General features: G+C 50.2%; 19 protein-coding genes and 4 pseudogenes. 16 read left to right on the top strand and 7 right to left on the bottom strand.

Going from position 1 to position 18934, the window contains the following annotated elements:
- Window positions 1–150: 150 nt before the first annotated feature.
- The 4 genes from MJ769_RS00415 (at window position 151) to pabB (ending at window position 3920) form a co-directional block, all read left to right on the top strand.
- Window positions 151–1086, top strand: coding sequence for a hypothetical protein (locus tag MJ769_RS00415; protein ID WP_239233874.1), 936 nt, complete (start codon window positions 151–153; stop codon window positions 1084–1086).
- Between the two features lie 333 nt (window positions 1087–1419).
- A complete protein-coding gene (gene gmk, locus MJ769_RS00410) occupies window positions 1420–2055 on the top strand; it encodes a guanylate kinase (RefSeq protein WP_239233873.1) in 636 nt (211 codons plus the stop codon).
- The gene (rpoZ, locus tag MJ769_RS00405; RefSeq protein WP_239233872.1) at window positions 2043–2249 is read left to right on the top strand and encodes a DNA-directed RNA polymerase subunit omega; all 207 of its coding nucleotides are present in this window, start codon (window positions 2043–2045) and stop codon (window positions 2247–2249) included. Before gmk ends, rpoZ begins: the two co-directional genes overlap by 13 nt.
- Before the next feature lie 312 nt (window positions 2250–2561).
- Window positions 2562–3920, top strand: coding sequence for an aminodeoxychorismate synthase component I (pabB, locus tag MJ769_RS00400; protein WP_239233871.1), 1359 nt, complete (start codon window positions 2562–2564; stop codon window positions 3918–3920).
- Between the two features lie 49 nt (window positions 3921–3969).
- Here the strand turns inward: pabB and MJ769_RS00395 are convergent, their stop codons facing one another.
- The 3 genes and pseudogenes from MJ769_RS00395 to MJ769_RS00385 form a co-directional block, all read right to left on the bottom strand.
- Complete coding sequence (locus tag MJ769_RS00395) at window positions 3970–5259, bottom strand: DNA cytosine methyltransferase (protein ID WP_239233870.1); 1290 nt, start codon at window positions 5257–5259, stop codon at window positions 3970–3972.
- Entirely contained in the window at window positions 5256–6290 is a 1035-nt protein-coding gene (locus MJ769_RS00390) for a hypothetical protein (protein ID WP_239233869.1), read from the bottom strand. The genes MJ769_RS00395 and MJ769_RS00390 overlap by 4 nt, the downstream gene beginning before the upstream one ends.
- Window positions 6291–6304: 14 nt before the next feature.
- A pseudogene (locus tag MJ769_RS00385) lies at window positions 6305–6574 on the bottom strand (vitamin B12 dependent-methionine synthase activation domain-containing protein); the annotation flags it as partial.
- 242 nt (window positions 6575–6816) lie between these two features.
- On the opposite strand from MJ769_RS00385, the pseudogene MJ769_RS00380 reads away from it, so the two are divergent.
- The 5 genes and pseudogenes from MJ769_RS00380 to MJ769_RS00360 form a co-directional block, all read left to right on the top strand.
- Window positions 6817–7017, top strand: a pseudogene (locus MJ769_RS00380) (chorismate-binding protein); the annotation flags it as partial.
- Window positions 7018–7170: 153 nt separating this feature from the next.
- Window positions 7171–7854 carry a ribulose-phosphate 3-epimerase gene (gene rpe / locus MJ769_RS00375; protein ID WP_239233868.1) on the top strand — a complete coding sequence of 228 codons (684 nt, stop codon included), beginning with the start codon at window positions 7171–7173 and terminating at the stop codon, window positions 7852–7854.
- On the top strand, window positions 7854–8543 hold the full coding sequence (locus tag MJ769_RS00370; RefSeq protein WP_239233867.1) for a phosphoglycolate phosphatase: 690 nt from the start codon (window positions 7854–7856) through the stop codon (window positions 8541–8543). The genes rpe and MJ769_RS00370 overlap by 1 nt, the downstream gene beginning before the upstream one ends.
- A gap of 130 nt (window positions 8544–8673) precedes the next feature.
- Window positions 8674–10173: an anthranilate synthase component I gene (trpE, locus tag MJ769_RS00365; RefSeq protein WP_239233866.1), complete on the top strand. Its 1500-nt coding sequence runs from the start codon at window positions 8674–8676 to the stop codon at window positions 10171–10173.
- 248 nt (window positions 10174–10421) lie between these two features.
- Window positions 10422–11144 (top strand): hypothetical protein, encoded by a 723-nt coding sequence (locus MJ769_RS00360; protein WP_239233865.1) that lies wholly within the window; start codon window positions 10422–10424, stop codon window positions 11142–11144.
- Between the two features lie 12 nt (window positions 11145–11156).
- On the opposite strand, the pseudogene MJ769_RS00355 reads toward MJ769_RS00360, so the two are convergent.
- Window positions 11157–12406, bottom strand: a pseudogene (locus MJ769_RS00355) (ISL3 family transposase).
- Here MJ769_RS00355 and MJ769_RS00350 point away from each other — a divergent pair.
- Complete coding sequence (locus tag MJ769_RS00350; RefSeq protein WP_239233864.1) at window positions 12405–12779, top strand: hypothetical protein; 375 nt, start codon at window positions 12405–12407, stop codon at window positions 12777–12779. The pseudogene MJ769_RS00355 and the gene MJ769_RS00350 overlap by 2 nt on opposite strands.
- Before the next feature lie 62 nt (window positions 12780–12841).
- On the opposite strand, the gene MJ769_RS00345 is transcribed toward MJ769_RS00350, so the two are convergent.
- Window positions 12842–13510: a DUF6531 domain-containing protein gene (locus MJ769_RS00345; protein WP_239233863.1), complete on the bottom strand. Its 669-nt coding sequence runs from the start codon at window positions 13508–13510 to the stop codon at window positions 12842–12844.
- A 563-nt stretch (window positions 13511–14073) separates the two neighbouring features.
- Between MJ769_RS00345 and MJ769_RS00340 the strand changes: the two genes are divergently transcribed.
- The 5 genes from MJ769_RS00340 (at window position 14074) to MJ769_RS00320 (ending at window position 15895) form a co-directional block, all read left to right on the top strand.
- Window positions 14074–14430 (top strand): helix-turn-helix domain-containing protein, encoded by a 357-nt coding sequence (locus MJ769_RS00340; protein WP_239233862.1) that lies wholly within the window; start codon window positions 14074–14076, stop codon window positions 14428–14430.
- Window positions 14331–14750, top strand: a complete 420-nt coding sequence (locus tag MJ769_RS00335; protein WP_239233861.1) for a BrnT family toxin — start codon at window positions 14331–14333, stop codon at window positions 14748–14750. Before MJ769_RS00340 ends, MJ769_RS00335 begins: the two co-directional genes overlap by 100 nt.
- Before the next feature lie 8 nt (window positions 14751–14758).
- Window positions 14759–14995, top strand: coding sequence for a hypothetical protein (locus MJ769_RS00330; RefSeq protein WP_239233860.1), 237 nt, complete (start codon window positions 14759–14761; stop codon window positions 14993–14995).
- 91 nt (window positions 14996–15086) lie between these two features.
- The gene (locus MJ769_RS00325; protein WP_239233859.1) at window positions 15087–15329 is read left to right on the top strand and encodes a hypothetical protein; all 243 of its coding nucleotides are present in this window, start codon (window positions 15087–15089) and stop codon (window positions 15327–15329) included.
- 2 nt (window positions 15330–15331) lie between these two features.
- The gene (locus MJ769_RS00320; protein ID WP_239233858.1) at window positions 15332–15895 is read left to right on the top strand and encodes an ORF6N domain-containing protein; all 564 of its coding nucleotides are present in this window, start codon (window positions 15332–15334) and stop codon (window positions 15893–15895) included.
- Window positions 15896–16361: 466 nt separating this feature from the next.
- On the opposite strand, the gene xth is transcribed toward MJ769_RS00320, so the two are convergent.
- Together xth and MJ769_RS14580 are read right to left on the bottom strand one after the other, a co-directional pair.
- Window positions 16362–17129, bottom strand: coding sequence for an exodeoxyribonuclease III (gene xth, locus MJ769_RS00315; RefSeq protein ID WP_239233857.1), 768 nt, complete (start codon window positions 17127–17129; stop codon window positions 16362–16364).
- Window positions 17130–17167: 38 nt separating this feature from the next.
- Window positions 17168–17275, bottom strand: a pseudogene (locus tag MJ769_RS14580) (IS30 family transposase); the annotation flags it as partial.
- 335 nt (window positions 17276–17610) lie between these two features.
- On the opposite strand from MJ769_RS14580, the gene mltA reads away from it, so the two are divergent.
- The gene (gene mltA, locus MJ769_RS00310; RefSeq protein ID WP_239233856.1) at window positions 17611–18825 is read left to right on the top strand and encodes a murein transglycosylase A; all 1215 of its coding nucleotides are present in this window, start codon (window positions 17611–17613) and stop codon (window positions 18823–18825) included.
- Window positions 18826–18934: the final 109 nt, after the last annotated feature.

Raw genomic sequence — 18934 nt, 5'->3', positions numbered from 1 at the left:
CAGGTGTCGCGCTAGCGCCCACACTTTTTTAATATCGTGCGCAATCAGCCCGAGACGACTATGCTATTTTTCCGTAACTACAGCAAACCATAATGGCGGATCAAGAGTAGACTCAAAATCTAACCACTCTTGGCTATGGCTATCTAAATAATGACAGCCGTCCAACCACATATTAATCCTGGAAATAGAAAGTCACTTATGATGAAAATCAGACACGCAAAACTGATTCGTATACCGTTTTATTTTTTGGCACGGAACTTAAGGCGCTTGTGTAAAAACGTGGATAACGGCATAGGCGATATCCGGTTAAGCAGTTTCTCATTTGCTAAGAGAGTGCTCTTGATCGGAATGACTTTCGGTGTAATGACAACAGCTCAAGCAGAGAATATAACAATACATCCAGCCAGTCCTATGAGCCTTGAGTCAGTTGTAGCCAGAATACACGGTTACTATACATGTGGACATGAAGTTGTCGTCACTCAAGTTCAACAAGTAGGCACAGCTATTAGAATTGATCTGAGAGCGCCAATTTCCTGTGCTGACTTCGGTGTTCCCCCTCCCACTTCATTCATAGATATTGACATCAAGCTGGGACAGTTTCCATCAGGGCTGTTCAGTGTCGATATTTTTCGCACAAGCTTGCCAAATGCTAGCATCACCTTTGAATCCACGCAGGTGGGATCAGCACAATTTACTGTCACCGATAGTTACGCGTCCAAAGTCGGGCCGATTCCTCTCGTTGACTATACTGACCACTGGTGGAACCCACAAGAATCCGGCATGGGCTTCAGCATCATGCAACACCCCAGTGACCGAATATTCGCTGCGTGGTTTGTGTATGGCCAAACGGGCCAGCCTACATGGTATACGCTCCAGCCGGGACAATGGCTAAGCTCTACTCTTTATACTGGCCCAATTTATAAAACCTCGGGAACCAACCTGGGCGCAACGTACAATCCTGGCCAACTTGAAATAACCCCGGTGGGAACGGGAACGTTTATATTCCACAATTACTCGAATGCCACGTTTAACTATACAATTGAAGGCAAAGAAGGTTCAAAAAACATTACGCGCTTATCCTTTTAACGTGAGATTTTCACAGAGAGTCCTTGCTCCATCGCCTGCCTGAGAGTATTGATGGGATTTTAAGCGGCGTAAGTAAACCTAGGTGTCAAGTTATTAATTTTGTGCATAGAAAATATGCCTAAAAAATGCTGATAGGGCAGAGAATCTGTATATGAGACATTTTCGGCGCAGCGAATTTTCTGGCATAACTTGAATTCTGGCATAACTTGAATTTGGACAGACACTGAATTTTCAGAAGCCCCCGCCAGTTGATGATAAAATTACACTGCGGTTTGCAGTGCAGTTTTGTGTTGAAATTGCTGCTCAATTTTTAAAGATACTCGTTACATAAATATGCCAGGAAATCTCTTTGTCGTCAGTGCACCATCGGGTGCAGGAAAAACCAGCCTGGTTCGCGCACTGCTGGCCAGCAATCAGCAGGTTGACATTTCTGTTTCCTACACAACGCGAGCGCCTCGCCCAAGCGAAATCGAGGGGGAAGACTATCATTTTGTGAGCCGTGAAACATTCTTGAATATGGCAAAGCATGGTGATTTTTTAGAAAGCGCCGAGGTATATGGCAATCTCTATGGCACTTCACAATCCTGGATTGAAGCTGAAATTTTGAGCGGGCGCGACATACTTCTGGAAATTGATTGGCAGGGTGCGGCGCAAGTACGACGCGCATTTCCGGATTGCATCAGCATCTTCATCCTGCCCCCTTCCTTGCAAGCGCTGGAAATTCGCCTGCATGCGCGCGGACAAGATGACGTCCAAGTGATCGCACAGCGTCTGCATGCAGCAAAAGAAGACATCGCCCATGTCGTAGAGTTTGATTATGTTATTATTAACGACGAGCTGGATATTGCCTTACAACAGCTCAATGCTATCGTTGTTGCCGCAGGACTTCGCCGCGACAGACAACTTGCACGTCAGCAAGCTTTAATCAATCAACTACAAGAAGGAAAAACTACACCATGGCTCGCGTAACGATAGACGACTGTTTAATTAACATCCCTAACCGATTTGAGCTTACTTTGGCTGCCGCCTATCGCGCACGCCAGTTGGCCAATGGCGCCAGCTATTTAGTCGAGGAATGTAAAGACAAGCCCACTGTAATCGCCCTGCGCGAAATCAGCGAAGGCAAGGTAGGGCTGGATATTCTCTCTCGCGGAATAGCCTAGAAATCGCTGCGCCCAGTCATCCACATTTGCCATGTATATTATGGAAATCAAAGTGTAAGTACATCGCCTTTAACCATGTGGCCATAGCTATTACGCTCTCAGAGAGCTGCGCTAGGAGTAAACATTATGTACAAGTCACCTCTATCCCTTAATCCTGTTGTATAACGATGCCTCCCTTTATTCACCCAAACTTGCTTTACCCCGCTATTACCTACATAAATCAATGCTAGATTAATTTAGTAATGCGGGACTTATAGCGATCAAACAGTACTGCGAAGTAGTGCAAGCTTTCCTCCTTACCCACCAACACCGATGCTTTATAGCACCCCTCTTCCTTATGCAGCCAATGCTGCCGCTTACTTCTCGGCCATTGCGGATTTGCCTTGGGCGGTTTGGCTGGACAGCGGTGGACGAGGGCGTTATGACATTCTGTGCGCACAACCTACTGCAACGCTGGTCACACATGGCGCATACACCGATATCACGAATGCAACCGGAGTACAGCGTTTAAGCGCAGATCCATTTGACCTCGTGCGCCAGCAATTGGGGGCATCCGTTGCAGCAATACCGGGCATTCCTTTTTTCGGCGGTGCATTAGGCTTTTGGGGCTACGATCTGGCGCGCCGCCTGTTTGCTGTGCCCACGCAGGCGCAGGATGCAGAACATCTACCGGATATGATGGTTGGCATTTATGACTGGGCGATGGTGTTAGACCATCAGGAAAAGACTGCACATCTGGTATCACAGCAACGCGAACAAAGAACAGAGCAGGTGTTGCCGCAAATACTTGCACGATTACAACAGAACAGTAACGTGCCCCTGGAAAAATTCAAGGTACATGGCTGCATTCAGTCGAACTTTATCCGCGCGGGGTACAAATCCGCGTTTGATGTCGTACAACGCTACTTGCGTGAGGGTGATTGTTATCAGGTCAATCTGGCGCAACGCTATACAGCACGTGCTTCCGGTAATTCGCTACATGCATATCTCGAATTGCGCCGCCTGAGCCCGGCACCTTATTCCGCTTTTCTCAATTTTCCGCAGGTGCAAATTCTATGCGCCTCGCCGGAACGATTTTTGCAAGTACAACAGGGGCGCGTCGAAACCAATCCGATCAAAGGTACGCGCCCGCGTTTAAACAACCCGCACGAGGATACTAAGATGGCGCAAAACCTGCGCCATAGCGACAAGGATCGCGCAGAAAACCTAATGATTGTTGATTTGCTGCGTAACGACCTGGGCAAGAGTTGTACACCTGGTTCAGTGCAAGTACCCAAGCTGTTCGAATTGGAGAGCTTTGCCCAAGTACATCATCTGGTAAGTACCGTCACTGGTCAGCTTGCGCCGGGGCGCGATGCGCTGGCGTTATTACGCGATTGTTTCCCCGGTGGCTCTGTAACTGGAGCGCCTAAACAACGTGCCATGCAAATCATCGAACAATTGGAGCCGCATCGACGCGGAGTATATTGCGGTGCGATTGGTTACATCGGCTTTGATGGCAACATGGACAGCAACATCACTATTCGTACTTTGGTGTACGCTGATGGCGAAATCCGTTTTTGGGCAGGTGGCGGGATCGTAGCGGATTCCGACGCCGATGCAGAATATCAAGAGACGTTAGACAAAGCGGCGGCAATGCTGAAGGTCTTGCAACAGTGTGGCGGCGAATAGGAGGAAGGAGCGTAATACCCAGCAATGTGCTTTTATAATAAAAATACGTTCATGCCAATTCAGCGATGCGCTGTTCAGTCAACACATGTCCAGAGCTTCTAAAAAGATCTAACACTACTGCTTTAACGACCGGGACAGAAACGGAGTTGCCAAACTGACGATATGCGTGAACATCATCTGGGTGACACCTAAAAGTATCTGGAAAACCCTGCAATCGGGCGCATTCGCGCGGCGTGATATGCCGCACTCTGCCTTTGTGCACCACGCCAAGTTTGTGCGCGTCACTGGTTACCAGGGTAATGGAGATGCTTTGTGGGTCGAGAAATTTGAACACCTCAAACGACATATTTCCCGAAACAGGGTTGTATTTTCCGTCTATTTCTTTCAGGTATCCTTTTTGAATAAGGCTAGTGGTAATTTGCAACAATTCCGGATGGTTAAAAAATGTTTTGATTTGTTCGATGGTCAATTTCTTTCCATCTTGATGTGCGCCAAAATGTTTTTTGCGTCGGTTGGCTACCAGCGCATTCATAAAATCCATTTCGTCTTGTGTGCACTCTCCCTTGATACTCAATTCCCACGAGTGAAATGAGTTGCCATTGCGGTGGTCTATCATGCGATAGCCAGCCAACTCTTCTGGCTTGCCATTAAGTTGGCGTAACAGGCTTTGCACAAAACTGGGTGAGCAATCATATTTTGCCGCAGGGTTATCCTCCAAAATATCCGCGACAATGCTGGTTGCGAACTCATCAAAGATAGAACGTTGTACCAACTGTCGTTTGAACTTGTGCGAATCTGCTGCGCCTAAATCAGAGTTCAAGTTTAATTTTGGTTGCCCATTTTTGATGCCCACGATATAAACCCGCACGCGATTTTGCGCCACCCCAAAATTTGAACTATTCAAGATAAGATAAGACACGCCATAGTCCAGTTTTTTCAAGTGTTCCAGAATTGTATTGAATGTCCTGCCGTGGTCATGTGTTGTCAGACCGCGCACATTCTCCAATAAAAACCCCTTGGGCTGATGGTCACGTAGAAGGCGTTCAATCTGAAAAAACAATGTGCCGCGTGTATCGCTGAAGCCATTTTGTTTGCCTGCATATGAAAATGGCTGGCAGGGGAACCCCGCTAATAAAAAATCAAACCCCGGTGCATCCAGAATCTGATAAATGTCCCCTTGGGGTTTTTCTCCAAAATTAAGCGAATAAGTTTCCTGCGCATATTTATCAATTTCGGAAGAAAGGACACATTGCGTCGGCAACCCCAGTTCGTGCATTGCTTGCTCGAAACCCAAACGTATGCCACCCACGCCTGCGAAAAGATCAATGAAGCGAATCATAGTAATTTCTCTTGGATAAATTGCGCCAGCACCGAAATTTCTTTTTCAGAATATGCAACAGTACAGTCGCTGAAATGGCATATCGTGCTGACTGCTGAGGTGCGCTGAAAATTGCCTGCGCCATCGATGACATATGCTATCCAATACTTATCATGGTGCATTGCGGCTTGGCGACTTTCGGCTTGCCCAGATTTGCGCTCAATCACGCTATTAGTCGTTACCTGAAAAGTAACTTCAACGCCGACCTTATTTTTCCCGCACTCTATGACCACATCAAATGGCATCCCGCCTTTTTTGTCATATTGTGCGAGTTTAATTTTGCCATTTCGCACCACGGAAAAACTTTTTGGCAATTGCGCCTTCAGAATTTCTACAACATAGTCTTGCGCAATTTGCCCCAATCTATTGGCGCTCGCTCCCATCGTAATGCGACTCACATGAATGTACCGTTCACGTACATATTTTTCGATGGCTAGCTCATCGCCCAACAATACGCCAACTTCACATTTTTCCAGTCCAGCCAGATGTGCGGCCTCCGATGTTGAGCCGTACATCAAAACCATAATCATATCTTGATAAATTGCGCTAAGCGCAATGTCTTGAGCAATAGCAGCCCCATCAATTTTAAGTTTTTTATTGTCCAGCGCTTTGATCGGTAACTGCTGAAAATCGTAGCGATGAGTGCGCCCCAGCCAGATGTAAGACATATAGTGCTGCCCGATTTTTTTGTCAAATGGAAATACATCTGAAAATTCGCGCCCTAATCGTTTGAGCATTTCCCCACCGTAGTCAGCAAGCACCACCAAATGCTTTAAAAATAAATTGGCGGATAACTGCGATGCGGTCATGACAGCAAAGATTTGCATGGGTGACTTACCTGATAACTTAAGAACACTGATGAATTGCTCCTGAGTAGCAATCAATTTTGGAATCACACTAGCAGCTGACACCTCGGCCTCAAGCGCCTTAGGCCACCATTTTTCGGCGTGGGCTTCAAGCTCTTCAATAGTCCGGTTATATTTTTTCGCCATACACCTGTTCCAATTTAGTAACTCAACACAGACGTCAACCAGCGTTCTGTCTCTTCCAGTGCCCAGCCCTTGCGTCTTGCATAATCCTCAACCTGATCCTTATCCACTTTCGCGCTGGCAAAATACTGCGACTGCGTATGCGGGAAATAAAAACCGCTCACCGCCGCCGTAGGTAACATGGCAAAACTCTCGATTAAGGTGATGCCTGCATTATGCGGCGCATTGAGCAAATTGAACAATGCCTCTTTTTCGGTGTGGTCGCGGCAGGCTGAATAGCCGGACGCGAAACACCCGGCATCTCCCACAGCGGCGGTCCGCGTACCGGCAGCAGACGCGGCGGCGATGTCGGCTTGCTTAGTTGCCCAAGAATCATCGCACTGCGGACACAGGAGAAGAAGCACCTCATAGATGCGTGCCAGCAGCAGTGCCCATAACCAGCGATTTAGCGCATGTTTTATCGCGCTTAGTCGAATGGCTGGTAGTTCCATCAGTCATAATGTACCGCCTTGCGATGTGGCTGCTCGTTATCGGCTTCGATGGCAACATGAATAGCAACATCACTATCCGTACTTTGGTATACGCCCATGGTGAAATCCGCTTTTGGGCGGGTGGCGGCATCGTAGCGGACTCTCACGCAGATGCAGAGTATCAAGAGACGTTAGATAAAGCAGCTGCAATGCTTAAGGTCTTGCAACAGCATGGCGGCGAATATGAGCGAGACGGGTAACGCTCAAAGAGTTACTTTTATGCTCCAGCACCATTAGAAACAATAGTCGAATAACATGACAAAAACAGTGCACTAGCTACTGTTAGATTTATTCATCGGGAAAGTTTCGGGTAGAATGCGCGCTTCAAATTCAAACTTGTTAAAGGCGTCGCCATGTACAAAATCGCACCTAGCATACTTTCCGCCGATTTCGCCAAGCTCGGTGAAGAAGTCATCAATGTCATCGCTTCCGGCGCAGACATTATCCACTTCGACGTAATGGATAACCATTACGTACCCAACCTGACCATTGGTCCGCTGGTGTGTTCTGCCATTCGTCCGGTGACCCAAGCAGAAATCGATGTGCATCTGATGGTTAAGCCGGTGGATCGTATCATCCCGGATTTCGCCAAAGCAGGTGCCAATATCATCTCCTTTCACCCGGAAGCATCTGAGCACATCGACCGCACTCTCAGCCTGATCCGGGAAAACGGCTGCAAGGCCGGGTTAGTGTTCAATCCCGGCACACCATTAAGCTATCTCGACCATGCCATGGACAAGGTCGACCTGATCCTGATTATGTCAGTGAACCCCGGCTTCGGCGGCCAGAAATTTATCCCCAACGCGCTGAACAAACTACGCACAGCGCGCCAAAAAATTAATGAAAGCGGACGCGACATCATGCTGGAGATCGATGGCGGTGTGAATACCAGCAATATTGCTGAAATTGCTGCTGCGGGATGCGACACCTTCGTCGCTGGTTCAGCTGTATATGGTGCCGGCAAGGACACCGACCCGCATCGCTATGATTCCATCATCGCTGCTCTGCGTGCTGAATTAGCCAAGGTAGGCAAGTAATGCTGCAAGCGAATTCTTTCCCACTGAGCATTTCCGCCATCCTTATAGATCTGGATGGCACCTTACTTCACACAGCACCTGAGCTGGTGGACTCCGCCAATCGCATGTTACGTGACTTGGGCCGTCCTGCCGTGTCGCAAGATTTGCTGACCAGCTACATCGGTAACGGTGTCAGTTGGCTGGTGAAACGTGCGCTGACCGGCGACATGCATGCCGAGCCGGAAGCAAGTTTATATGAACAGGCGCTGCCGATTTTCGAACAACACTACAGTGAGTTGCTGTTACAGAGTAAACCGTTTGAGGGCGTGATTGCCGGGCTGGAGGCCATGCAGACAGCGGGTTTCCGCCTGGGTTGCATTACCAATAAAGTGAAACGCTACACGGAACCCCTGCTTGAGGGTTTAGGGCTCGCACATTATTTCGAAATCGTGCTGTCCGGCGACAGCCTACCGGAAAAAAAACCTCATCCGCTACCGTTACTGCATGCTGCAAAGTTTTTCGGCGTTCCGGTGGAGCAAGTGTTGCTGATCGGCGATTCACTCAATGACACTATTGCGGCGCGAGCTGCCGGGTGTCCAATAGTCTGTGTGCCATACGGTTACAATCACGGCGAGCCAGTGGATAGCCTTGATCTGGATGCTGTGATTGACACACTGCCGGATGTGATAAAACTGATTCAAAAAGCATAATCTGATGCCACACGAAAATTTCAAAAACTGGAGAGAAACGACCGCATGGCGATGGTGATTACCACCCTATTCGCATGGCTGCCTAGTGTTAGTGCTGCCGTCTTCCCACTTTTTGAGTTAGGAGTAGTTCGTGTTGAATCCCATTTCAGAGCAATCTTTCAATCAACTTGCCGCGCAAGGATATAACCGCATCCCACTGGTGACAGAGACCTTTGCTGATCTGGACACGCCGCTGTCGCTATATCTCAAGCTCGCCAACAAACCCTATTCCTATCTGTTGGAGTCAGTGCAGGGTGGCGAACGCTTTGGTCGATACTCCTTTATCGGTCTGCCCGCTGATACACGTATTACGGTACGCGGCAAGCAGATTACGCTAACCACCCAAACTAGCGAAACCACTCAGCATGCAGACAATCCACTAGACTTCATCAAAGACTACCAGTCTCACTTCAAAGTCGCGCCGCTGTCCGGCCTGCCGCGCTTCGCTGGCGGCCTGGCCGGTTATTTTGGTTATGATACGGTACGCTATATCGAGCCGCGCTTAGCCAAAACGCAAAAGCAGGACGTGCTCGGCACGCCGGATATACTGCTAATGCTTACCGAGCAACTGGCGGTAGTGGACAATCTGTCCGGTAAGCTTACCTTCATCGTCTATGCCAATCCCGAACTGCCCAATGCATATACTCTGGCGCGACAGCGTCTGCAAGAACTGTCACAGTTGCTGCGCCAGCCAGTAGCAATACCGTGCGCCCCACAATTCCCCCCCCAGCAAGCCGTATCTGAATTCGGTGAGGAAGCCTACAAACAGGCGGTAGAGAAGGCCAAGCGCTATATTTTCGATGGCGACATGATGCAGGTTGTGCCTTCACAACGCATGAGTCAGCCATTCCCTGCTTCACCGCTCAACCTTTACCGGGTGCTTAGGTCCATTAACCCCTCACCCTACATGTTCTATTACGACATGGGCGACCACCACGTGGTCGGCGCTTCACCGGAAATTCTCGTGCGGCTGGAAGGTGACAATGTGACCGTGCGCCCCATCGCCGGCACCCGTCCGCGCGGAAAAACACCGCAAGAGGATGCCAGTCTGGCGCAAGAGCTTCTGGCTGATCCAAAGGAGCTGGCAGAACACCTGATGCTCATAGACCTCGGGCGTAACGATGTTGGCCGCGTCGCACAACATGGCACGGTAAAGCTCACCGAAAAAATGGTAATTGAACGCTATTCACACGTGATGCACATCGTGTCCAATGTCGAAGGCACGCTCAAACCGGGGCTAGATGCAATTGCGGTATTGAAAGCCACCTTTCCGGCCGGCACAGTGAGCGGCGCACCGAAAGTACGCGCGATGGAAATCATCGACGAACTGGAACCTACCAAGCGTGGCATCTATGCAGGCGCAGTCGGCTACCTTGGCTTCAACGGCGACATGGATCTTGCCATCGCCATCCGCACTGCAGTAATTAAAGACGGCATTCTCTATGTTCAATCTGGCGGTGGCCTGGTAGCCGACTCGGTACCCGCTAGCGAATGGACAGAAACGCAGAATAAAGCACGTGCTGTGCTACGTGCCGCCGAAATGGTACTGGCTGGACTGGATAACGCTGGCGAGACAGGAAATGGCATATAGCTTGCGCGACATTAACCTTACGTTTTTCAAACAAGATTGAACCAAAGTTTTTTGTTTGCCGATAACAAGAACAGTATTGAGACCTGGCCCTAGAATTCGCAAGCGCTCGGCGGCATCGAAACATGCGAGCGAGCCTGATGATTGAGTCGTCACTGAGGAACACCCGGCTTAGCTCATCGCCCCAAGGGGACGCGGCCAAGAAGAATCGGACTATTCAAAAATGGAATTGCATAAACAAAAGGGAAACCATGATGTTGCGACTGAACAAACTTTTGCTGATTCTCAGTCTTATGGTTTACGCTATTGGCGTAAATGCACGAGACAGTAGTACAACCAGAATCATTGATAGCTTCACCATTACCGATTTCAAATCCTTCACCGCCAATAGCTTTGCGCGCAAATCCAAGGCATTCAAGGCCGACCCGGATCTCGGACCGGTGTGGGTGATTGTGAACTATATTGCATCGCCAAAGGATCCATCCAAAAACGGAACAACCACTTTTGACATCATGCCTGAAGGTGTTCCGGTACCTGCGGGGACGTCTTTCGCAATATTTCAGTCCCAGTATATGGCCAAATTCATCAAGGAAAATTCGATTTCAATCACCATGAGTGGCGTAACCAAAACGCTCAGTACAGACGATCTGAAGAAATTGATGAGTCAAGAGGATTTTAAAAAATTCGAGGCGTCACTGGCCGATTCTGAAAAACTGCTCCAGCTTATTCAGATCAACACGTTCAGCATTCCCGCTAAAGATGAAACAGATATTGGTGTTTCTATCAACGCCATGGAAAACATGGAGCCTGTATCTGTGGAAATCGCGATTGGGCAAGGGGCTATTCCCGCCAAAGTGCAGGAATTTATTGATAAGACGAATGGCAGCTGGTTTTATCGCTACCGAAATTTCCTGTTTATGATTGCAGGCAGCTTTGTTCTGCTGTTTTTTATTCGACGCCTACTTGCCAGGTAAATAACAGGTTCGTCAGTAAAAACTGTGGGCAAGTTTTGGCTCCGGCAACTTCCCAAGTGCATGATAGAGCGAAATTTCTGTAATTCTGAACGTCCTGAAACCGTAAGCTTTTCTCATGGTGACTTTGGCTTTGTTGTTCAAACCCTCCACCACACCGCTTGAGAATGCCTTTTTTGCCCGGAAATAATTGAGCAGCAACTCGCGGTGCGCGCGCACCGTGCGTGCGAATTTTTTCATGGGTTCGATACGGGAACGCATCACTTCCTCGCACCACTGGTCAAGAAACTTGCCCGCCCAAGTCGGCGAGTCATATTCCCACAAGCGCTGGAAGTCCTCCTTCAGCAAATAGGAGCGGACGCTTCGCAGGTTGTAACGCAGCACGTCGCGCAATTTGATGCGCTGCTTGTCGGTCAGGTTCGCGGGGCGTTTGAGCAGACACCAGCGGGATTTCTTGAGCACCGGCTCATAACCGTCTTGCACCAAACGCCGCGTTTCACCCGCGCGCACTTCGTCAACGGCCAGGTTCATCTTTGCCACGACGTGGAAGCGGTCCAGGATATTGAGGGCGTTCGTGCAATGTTTGGCAATCAGCTTCAGGTAAGGCTTCCACATGTCCGAACAGACGAATTCGATTTTCTCGCCCAGTTCCTTGCCGATCAGGGTGAAGAACTTCTCGAAGCTTTCTTCCGTCCTTTCTTTGCCCACCCATAACAGGCGCACGCAACCCGCCTCGATCTGATAGATCAGCGTCAGGTAGGTGTGCCCGCGCCCGTAGGCGATCTCGTCCACGCCGATGGCGCGTATCGGGCCGAGCTGCCGGTGTTCCAGCCCCCATTGCACGACATATTCCACCGCGTGACAGACTTTCTCCCAACTGGTGTGGAAGCTGCGCGCCGTCTCCAGCCAGGACAGTTTCTTCGCCCAATGCGCCAGGTACAGCATGTAGGCGCGGGTCAGGGTGTGTTTGCCCATTCCCCACGGCACTTCTTCCACCTTGACCCCACAGCCCCTGCATTCCACTCGCCTCATGCGGTACAGTAGCAGCACGGCAAAACCCCAGATCGGGATGAATTCGAAGCGCCGTTGTGACAGGGTGTCATAACCACGGGCGGGCTTGCCGCAACCCGAACAAACCGGTTTTGAGCCGTGCCGTGGGCGGACATCGATTTCGATAGTCTTCGTACTTTCATCCAGGCGGGCACCTTTATAGACGAGAAGCCGGGAAAGCGGTGGCAAGCATTGAGTAAACGGGTTAACAACATGAGTGGTACGCATAATAAAGTTAGCAGGGCTTCCATTATCCAGGCAGCCGCAGACGAAGTGGCAGCATTTGACCGGCTCTGCCCGGATTGGGCGGAGTGGCCACGTTCCTGGCGGGGCGAAGACAGCGATGTCGTCATCGGGCAGAACATTGTCGAACGCCTTAAACCCTTTCTGCATGAACTGTTGCGCAGCCAGCTTGCCGATAAGACTTTGCGCAGACACCGCGATCATCTCTGGATGCTCGGCGGCGAGATCATCCGGCGACGTCACGACGATCCTGACTTATGCAAGCAATCGGTAAAGGCGCTGCTCTTCAATCTCATCGAGGAAGAAGGCGGCCCCCTCATCTGGCCCCGTATCTCGGAATCATAACAGCGTTCTTTCGATGCCACTTACAGGAAGTTATTTCGCTTTCTCCAGCAGAGTGAAATCCCTTAAACTGCCGTCAAGTCACCCACGGATTTCACCGACGAGCCAACAATTAACACAGTTGCCGGACTGGCTTGCCAATCCTTGATGATTAATTGGCGCTCATAATTGTGCCGCCAGTGTTTGTTCTCAAATTTATTTGAAATGTACTTGCTCTGGAGACTGTTGTACTTCCGTTCAAATTTCATCCCCACGCCAAAAGGGATGTCGACATCTGACTCCGCTTGAAACTTCACCCCCATTCCAGCATTTATAGGATTACCCACGCAGGACTCAGGGCCTAGATTCTTATCTGGGATCGGTTTACCCGTTGGATTGCATACTCCCGACGACAAGACATATCCAGTCGGACATTGAGCGGTTTTAGTAGCCGTCCATGGCCAAAACCCATTACAAGTATCGGCAGGGTGAGTGAATTTGCTATTAGCACTGGTACAGTTGCTCGAAGTACCTGCCCCCTGAACCACCCCGCCCCATCCATTAGCTACGAAAGCCTGAACATCCGTAGCCAACGCGTCGCAATATCTTATTACTGTGAAACTCGTCCCATTGGAATCGACTGAATATCCCCCAATCGGCACTACGTCACACGAATTGGGGGCTGCGCCGCCAACGCTTAAGTTTGGGATAACTGGACTTCCGGCTGGTGCCGCAATGATTGGCAGAATTGACACAGCCGTTGCTTGAGCAACAGAGCAGAAGCAAGCCTCAACAAGTAACATTAAGATCAGAGCTGACTTTAACGCAAATTTAAGCAATCTAATGCCGTGCACCGTGCACACGCAAAGGGGTCGCGGCTTGTGCAGAAGTCCGGGGATCATGTCTTGCATCCACACACGCTTCAATATGCCTAGTGTTCGTGTGGCAAACCCTCCAACTAGAGTGGGGCTCGATTGATTAACCCCTCGCGCGCTTTGCGTGCACGCATTCAGCCCATTCGACATGGTTACTCCTCCCCTTTGCCTCCTGCATTGAATTGTTTTTGTTCTTTCGCAAGCTCGGCTCGCGTGCGTTGCGCGGGCAGTAATGTGGTCCGGACTGTATGTGAGAATTTCAGATTCGTCAATTTCTATATCTGGAATTCGTGCCATAAATCGTTCTCCGCTAAAAACCTGTCAAGGGGGGTAAACAAAGAAATAACTCGTTTGCTGTTTACGTCATTATGGCGTATAGTTAACTACCAATCAAAAACACGAGGTATCGTTATGGCATTACTACATCAGCAATGGCTTCTGTAATGACCCAAGACGAGAAGGAATATTTCAAAGTGCTGGGCGGTCGTGTCGCATACTTGCGCAAGGAATTGGGATTAACTCAGGTGCAGCTCGCTGAGACGCTGGGGATTTCCCAGCAGATGGTGGCCTCCTATGAAGTGGGGCGCCGCCGCGTTCCGGTGTCGATGTTGCCGTCGCTGGCACAGGCGCTCAAGGTGCAGACCGATGCGCTGCTGGGAAACGAAACCAAGGCACGCTCGAAGCGCGACCCTACGTCGAAATGGCAGCAGCAGATCGAGGCGATCGCGCAATTGCCCAAGGCGCAGCAGCGCTTTGTGTCGCAGGTGTTGGATACCGTGCTGGCGCAAGCACAGCGCTAAGGGCATCCGTCTTGTCTGACATCGTTTATGATTTTCAGTGGGACGCCGTCAAGGCAGCAACCAATGCAGACAAGCATGGCGTGACGTTCGAGCAGGCTGCATCGGTATTTTTAGACCCACTTGCGTTGACGGTGTTTGATGAAGCGCACAGCCAGGATGAGGAACGTTGGTGGTCGCTGGGGCATGATGCCAGTGGTGCGCTGTTGCTGGTGGCGCATACTTACCAGACGACCGGCCCCGCAAGTACCAGTGTCCGCTTGATTTCCGCCCGCCCGGCCACTAAGCGGGAACGGCTTTTTTACGAGAACGAACCACGATAGGTGCCCATATGAATACAGCCACTACAGTCCCACATGACGACGACATACCTGCCGAAGTGAATTTTACCGGTGCGGCACGTGGCAGGTTTTACCGGCCCAATCTGCGCCTCAACCTGCCGGTTTATCTGGATGCCGACGTGCAGGATTATCTGAACGTGATCGCCACTAAAAAAGGCATGCCGCTTTCGCAACTCGCCAATGATCTGCTTAAAAGGGAGATCGGAATTATCGAGGCGGTGAAATAACACCAGCCAAGCAGCTAAAGAAAAAATTCAACAGCTAAAAAGAAGCCACCGCATCTGGGTTGCCGGAGAGAGTGGCTTTTTTATTGGAAGAATGAAGAGAGAGGTTGCGCGGCTCAAATCAATCGGCGGGCTACGAAACATTAACATTAAGGCAACCGATACCCGGATGCAACGGCGTTTGCAGCAGATTGAGAAGCTGGATACCACAGACAAGCGGCAGGTGCTGCAATTGATTGATGCCTTTATCGAGCGGGATCAGCTCAAGCGTGACGTGCGGGAACCAGCAGCTAAAAAGAAAACGGCCAGCGCACACCGCAGCGCCTCGCGGGGTTGACCATGACGACGAACGATCAGAACGCACTCGTGCCCGCCGAGCACATCGCGCAATCCATCGTGTTGCTGCGCGGGCAGAAGGTCATCGTCGATGCCGATCTGGCCGCGCTCTACGGTTTGCCGACCAAGCGCTTCAACGAACAGGTCAGGCGCAATCTGGAACGCTTCCCGGCAGATTTCATGTTTCAGCTTACCGAAGAGGAGTTTTTCGCTTTGAGGTCGCAAATTGCGACCTCAAACGAGAAACCCGCCGGTCGCGGGGGACGGCGTTATTTGCCGTTCGTTTTTACCGAACATGGGGCAATCATGGCGGCGACCATCCTGAACAGTCCGAGGGCAATCGAGGTGTCGGTGTATGTGGTGCGCGCCTTTGTGGGGCTGCACGAGATGCTCTCCGGCCACAAGGAGCTTGCTCTCAGGCTTAATGAGCTGGAGCAGCGCATCGAACACAAATTCGAATCACACGATCAGGCTATTGCCGGGATTTTCAACGCGCTCCGCGAGCTGATGAGGCCGCCGGAGAAACCGAAACGTCCTATCGGTTTCATCACGCCCAAAGGGGAGTAGCGGCTAAAGGAGAATTTCAAAAGCACAGCTTTTTAGCGGCTAAAGTAAAGAAGCCACCGCAGTCGGAGTACCGGAGGGGGTGGCTTTCTTTATTTTAAGAAAGATAAAAGAGAGGATGGGTGGCGCGACTCAATCGATCGGCGGGTTGCGGAACATTATCATACGGCGCAATGCGCTTCGCTTATTGTCGCCTTACGGGGTGCGCCTTACGCGGGTTCTCTATGTTCAATCTGGTGGTGGCCTGGTAGCCGACTCGGTTCCCGCTAGTGGAGTGCCATGAGGGTCAGACTCGATTTAATTTGTTCTTGGCCCGCTGGTTCCTGAGGATCGTCGTAAAATCCTCCGAGCCATCTTGCCACAGTCAGTACAACTGGTTGCTAATGAGCTGGATAGGGGCGGGACACTTCGCGTAAGTGAGCCCTAACAATTTCAATCAAGAGGACATGTCTTCGGCACGCCGCTTATTTCAGGCGGCGATGTCCGCCACTACCGCCGTATGATCTGATGGGCGCTCCAACTTTCGTAGTGTGCGGTCTATCGTACAGGCGGTGCAATTCGGCACCAGTGCTTCACTGACCAAAATATGGTCAATACGCATCCCCATATTACGGCGGAAGGCCATCATGCGGTAATCCCACCAAGTATAGGATTTTTCGGGTTGCTCGAACAGGCGGAAACTATCGCGTAGCCCAAGTTGTTCGAGCGCTATGAAAGCCGCGCGCTCAGGCTCGCTCACAAGCACATTGCCTGCCCATGCCTGAGGGTCATGCACATCACGGTCTTCGGGTGCGATGTTGTAATCGCCAAGCAGGGCAAGTTTAGGGTAGCGAACCAACTCGTCCTTTAACCACTTGTGCAAAGCAGTCAGCCACGCCAATTTGTATTGATATTTGTCTGAGTCTACGCTCTGGCCGTTTGGTACATAAATACAGACCAAACGCACACCGTTGAGCGTGGCAGCAATCACTCGCTTTTGCTCATCGGGGAAATTCGGCATGCCGACCATGACGTCTTCTGGCACAGCCTTGCTGATAATGGCCACACCGTTATAGGTCTTCTGCCCACTGAACACCGCTTGATAGCCAGCTTGTTGCAATTCTGCCAGAGGAAACTTACTGTCCTCTTGCTTGGTTTCCTGCAAACACAAGGCATCTGGCTGATTAATCGCCAGCCAGTCCAATGTATGAGGCAGACGCACCTTAAGCGAATTTACATTCCATGTCGCAATTTTCATACAGTTTTAAATATATTGATTAAGTCGCGGATTCAAGTTCAAAGTGCAACAGTCAGTGGTTGCTTGGTATAGCGTAATATCACCCTGAAGAATACCTCATGTGAGGTTCTAAATCCGAGTACTTTTCGAGATCGGTGGTTGATCCACTTTATCTGCACCGATTTTTGATGATCTCAGTTTTATTCAAACCAGCTGATTCAAACCAGCTTGTTTCAGCCCGTAAATCTGGTATCGTAGCCCGTTGGTGAGCTGCTTACATTGCTTGATCTGTGCTTCTTTTCCTTGGTCGTTTAAGTGGCTCCGATATTAACCCAGCTCGCCACCTGAATTCGCTTACAAAAGTTGCACTTCAGTGTTGAATCCGCCACTTTTTAAATGGCGAAGGCGATGCCTTTAAGATCGGCTATAAAGTAGCGATCACTGAAAACCCAGAGAGCTGTCTGAAATCTGGAAATTAAACAGGGTTTATAAAAGTATTTAAATGAAGAAGCTTAATATTGAAATAAATAAAAAATGGTTGGCTTTGGTGCTGAGCGTATTTCTTGCCGCCTGCACCACTGTATCCAAACCGCCGGTTGTATCACGCCCTCAACCCGTTACGCCACCTCCCAAAGTGATGCCGGCACCCACAGCAGGGTTGCCTGCCCCGTTGTTTATTGTGAGTAAATGGGAGATGCTGCCGGATTGGCAAACGCTCGACCTTGCACTCTCCCAAACTGCATTTCTGCAAAGCTGTCGTGTACTGAAGAATAAGCCTCACTGGCAGGAGGTGTGTGTTCAGGCCGAGCAATTGGGGGTTAGTGACAATGCTACGCTTCATGCATTTTATGAAGAATGGTTTACTCCTTATCAGGTGCTCAATCCGGACGGTAGCGAACAGGGAATGATTACCGGATATTACGAGCCTTTGCTCAAGGGCAGTCGCTTCAAGACACCGCGTTTCCAATATCCTCTGTATGCCGCGCCGAATGATTTACTCACGATCGATCTGGGTGGAGTGTACCCGCAACTCAAAGACTTGCGTTTGCGCGGTCGCTTGCAGGGCAAACGCATCGTGCCCTATTACAACCGCGCAGAAATTGATGCCGGGGCCGGGGAGATGACGGGGAACGAACTGTTCTGGGTGGAGAATGAAATTGAGCTATTTTTCTTGCATATACAAGGCTCTGGGCGCATAGAGCTGCCGGATGGCAAGCAGGTAAAAGTCGGCTATGCTGACCAGAATGGCCATCCGTACCAGTCTATCGGCAAGAGGTTGGTTGAAACAGGTGAACTTAAGCTCGAAGAAGCTTCAATGCAAGGCATTAAGGGTTGGGCCGAGAAAAATCCAGATAAAATTGATATGTTACTGGAACATAATCCCAGCTACGTTTTTTTACGCGAATTACCGGATAGTTTGTCTGCACCGCTGGGTGCGCTGGGTGTGCCACTTACCAATGAATACAGTATTGCCGTTGATCGGACCACTATCCCACTGGGCGCACCCGTCTTTCTCGCGACAACCTATCCAAATGATAGCGCACCACTCAACCGCTTGATGCTGGCGCAAGACACTGGCGGCGCCATCAAGGGTGCAGTGCGCGCGGATTTTTTCTGGGGCTTTGGCGAATCTGCGGGCACGCAGGCGGGCAAGATGAAGCAACAGGGGCGTCTATGGGTGCTATTTCCGAAAGGTGCGGAACCGATGTTAAATTGATTGAGGATAACCTCAAGTTTGAAGTACAACAGCATTTGCTTATAAACAGGCTTGCTTAAGGGCACCTCTAAAAATCCAATATTTCTGATGAATGGAGCGCGTCCCATTT

Source organism: Candidatus Nitrotoga sp. BS, assembly GCF_927797785.1.
GTDB lineage: Bacteria > Pseudomonadota > Gammaproteobacteria > Burkholderiales > Gallionellaceae > Nitrotoga.
Note: the sequence above shows the minus strand (reverse complement) of the source record. Positions and strands in the feature narration are given on the sequence as shown.

Excerpts from the sequence above, each read along its gene's own strand:
- MJ769_RS00415 (WP_239233874.1), top strand. The coding sequence starts at position 151 with ATGACAGCCGTCCAACCACATATTAATCCTGGAAATAGAAAGTCACTT.
- gmk (WP_239233873.1), top strand. The coding sequence starts at position 1,420 with ATGCCAGGAAATCTCTTTGTCGTCAGTGCACCATCGGGTGCAGGAAAA.
- rpoZ (WP_239233872.1), top strand. The coding sequence starts at position 2,043 with ATGGCTCGCGTAACGATAGACGACTGTTTAATTAACATCCCTAACCGA.
- pabB (WP_239233871.1), top strand. The coding sequence starts at position 2,562 with ATGCTTTATAGCACCCCTCTTCCTTATGCAGCCAATGCTGCCGCTTAC.
- MJ769_RS00395 (WP_239233870.1), bottom strand. The coding sequence starts at position 5,259 with ATGATTCGCTTCATTGATCTTTTCGCAGGCGTGGGTGGCATACGTTTG.
- MJ769_RS00390 (WP_239233869.1), bottom strand. The coding sequence starts at position 6,290 with ATGGCGAAAAAATATAACCGGACTATTGAAGAGCTTGAAGCCCACGCC.
- rpe (WP_239233868.1), top strand. The coding sequence starts at position 7,171 with ATGTACAAAATCGCACCTAGCATACTTTCCGCCGATTTCGCCAAGCTC.
- MJ769_RS00370 (WP_239233867.1), top strand. The coding sequence starts at position 7,854 with ATGCTGCAAGCGAATTCTTTCCCACTGAGCATTTCCGCCATCCTTATA.
- MJ769_RS00360 (WP_239233865.1), top strand. The coding sequence starts at position 10,422 with ATGATGTTGCGACTGAACAAACTTTTGCTGATTCTCAGTCTTATGGTT.
- MJ769_RS00350 (WP_239233864.1), top strand. The coding sequence starts at position 12,405 with ATGAGTGGTACGCATAATAAAGTTAGCAGGGCTTCCATTATCCAGGCA.
- MJ769_RS00340 (WP_239233862.1), top strand. The coding sequence starts at position 14,074 with ATGACCCAAGACGAGAAGGAATATTTCAAAGTGCTGGGCGGTCGTGTC.
- MJ769_RS00335 (WP_239233861.1), top strand. The coding sequence starts at position 14,331 with ATGGCAGCAGCAGATCGAGGCGATCGCGCAATTGCCCAAGGCGCAGCA.
- MJ769_RS00330 (WP_239233860.1), top strand. The coding sequence starts at position 14,759 with ATGAATACAGCCACTACAGTCCCACATGACGACGACATACCTGCCGAA.
- MJ769_RS00325 (WP_239233859.1), top strand. The coding sequence starts at position 15,087 with ATGAAGAGAGAGGTTGCGCGGCTCAAATCAATCGGCGGGCTACGAAAC.
- MJ769_RS00320 (WP_239233858.1), top strand. The coding sequence starts at position 15,332 with ATGACGACGAACGATCAGAACGCACTCGTGCCCGCCGAGCACATCGCG.
- xth (WP_239233857.1), bottom strand. The coding sequence starts at position 17,129 with ATGAAAATTGCGACATGGAATGTAAATTCGCTTAAGGTGCGTCTGCCT.
- mltA (WP_239233856.1), top strand. The coding sequence starts at position 17,611 with ATGAAGAAGCTTAATATTGAAATAAATAAAAAATGGTTGGCTTTGGTG.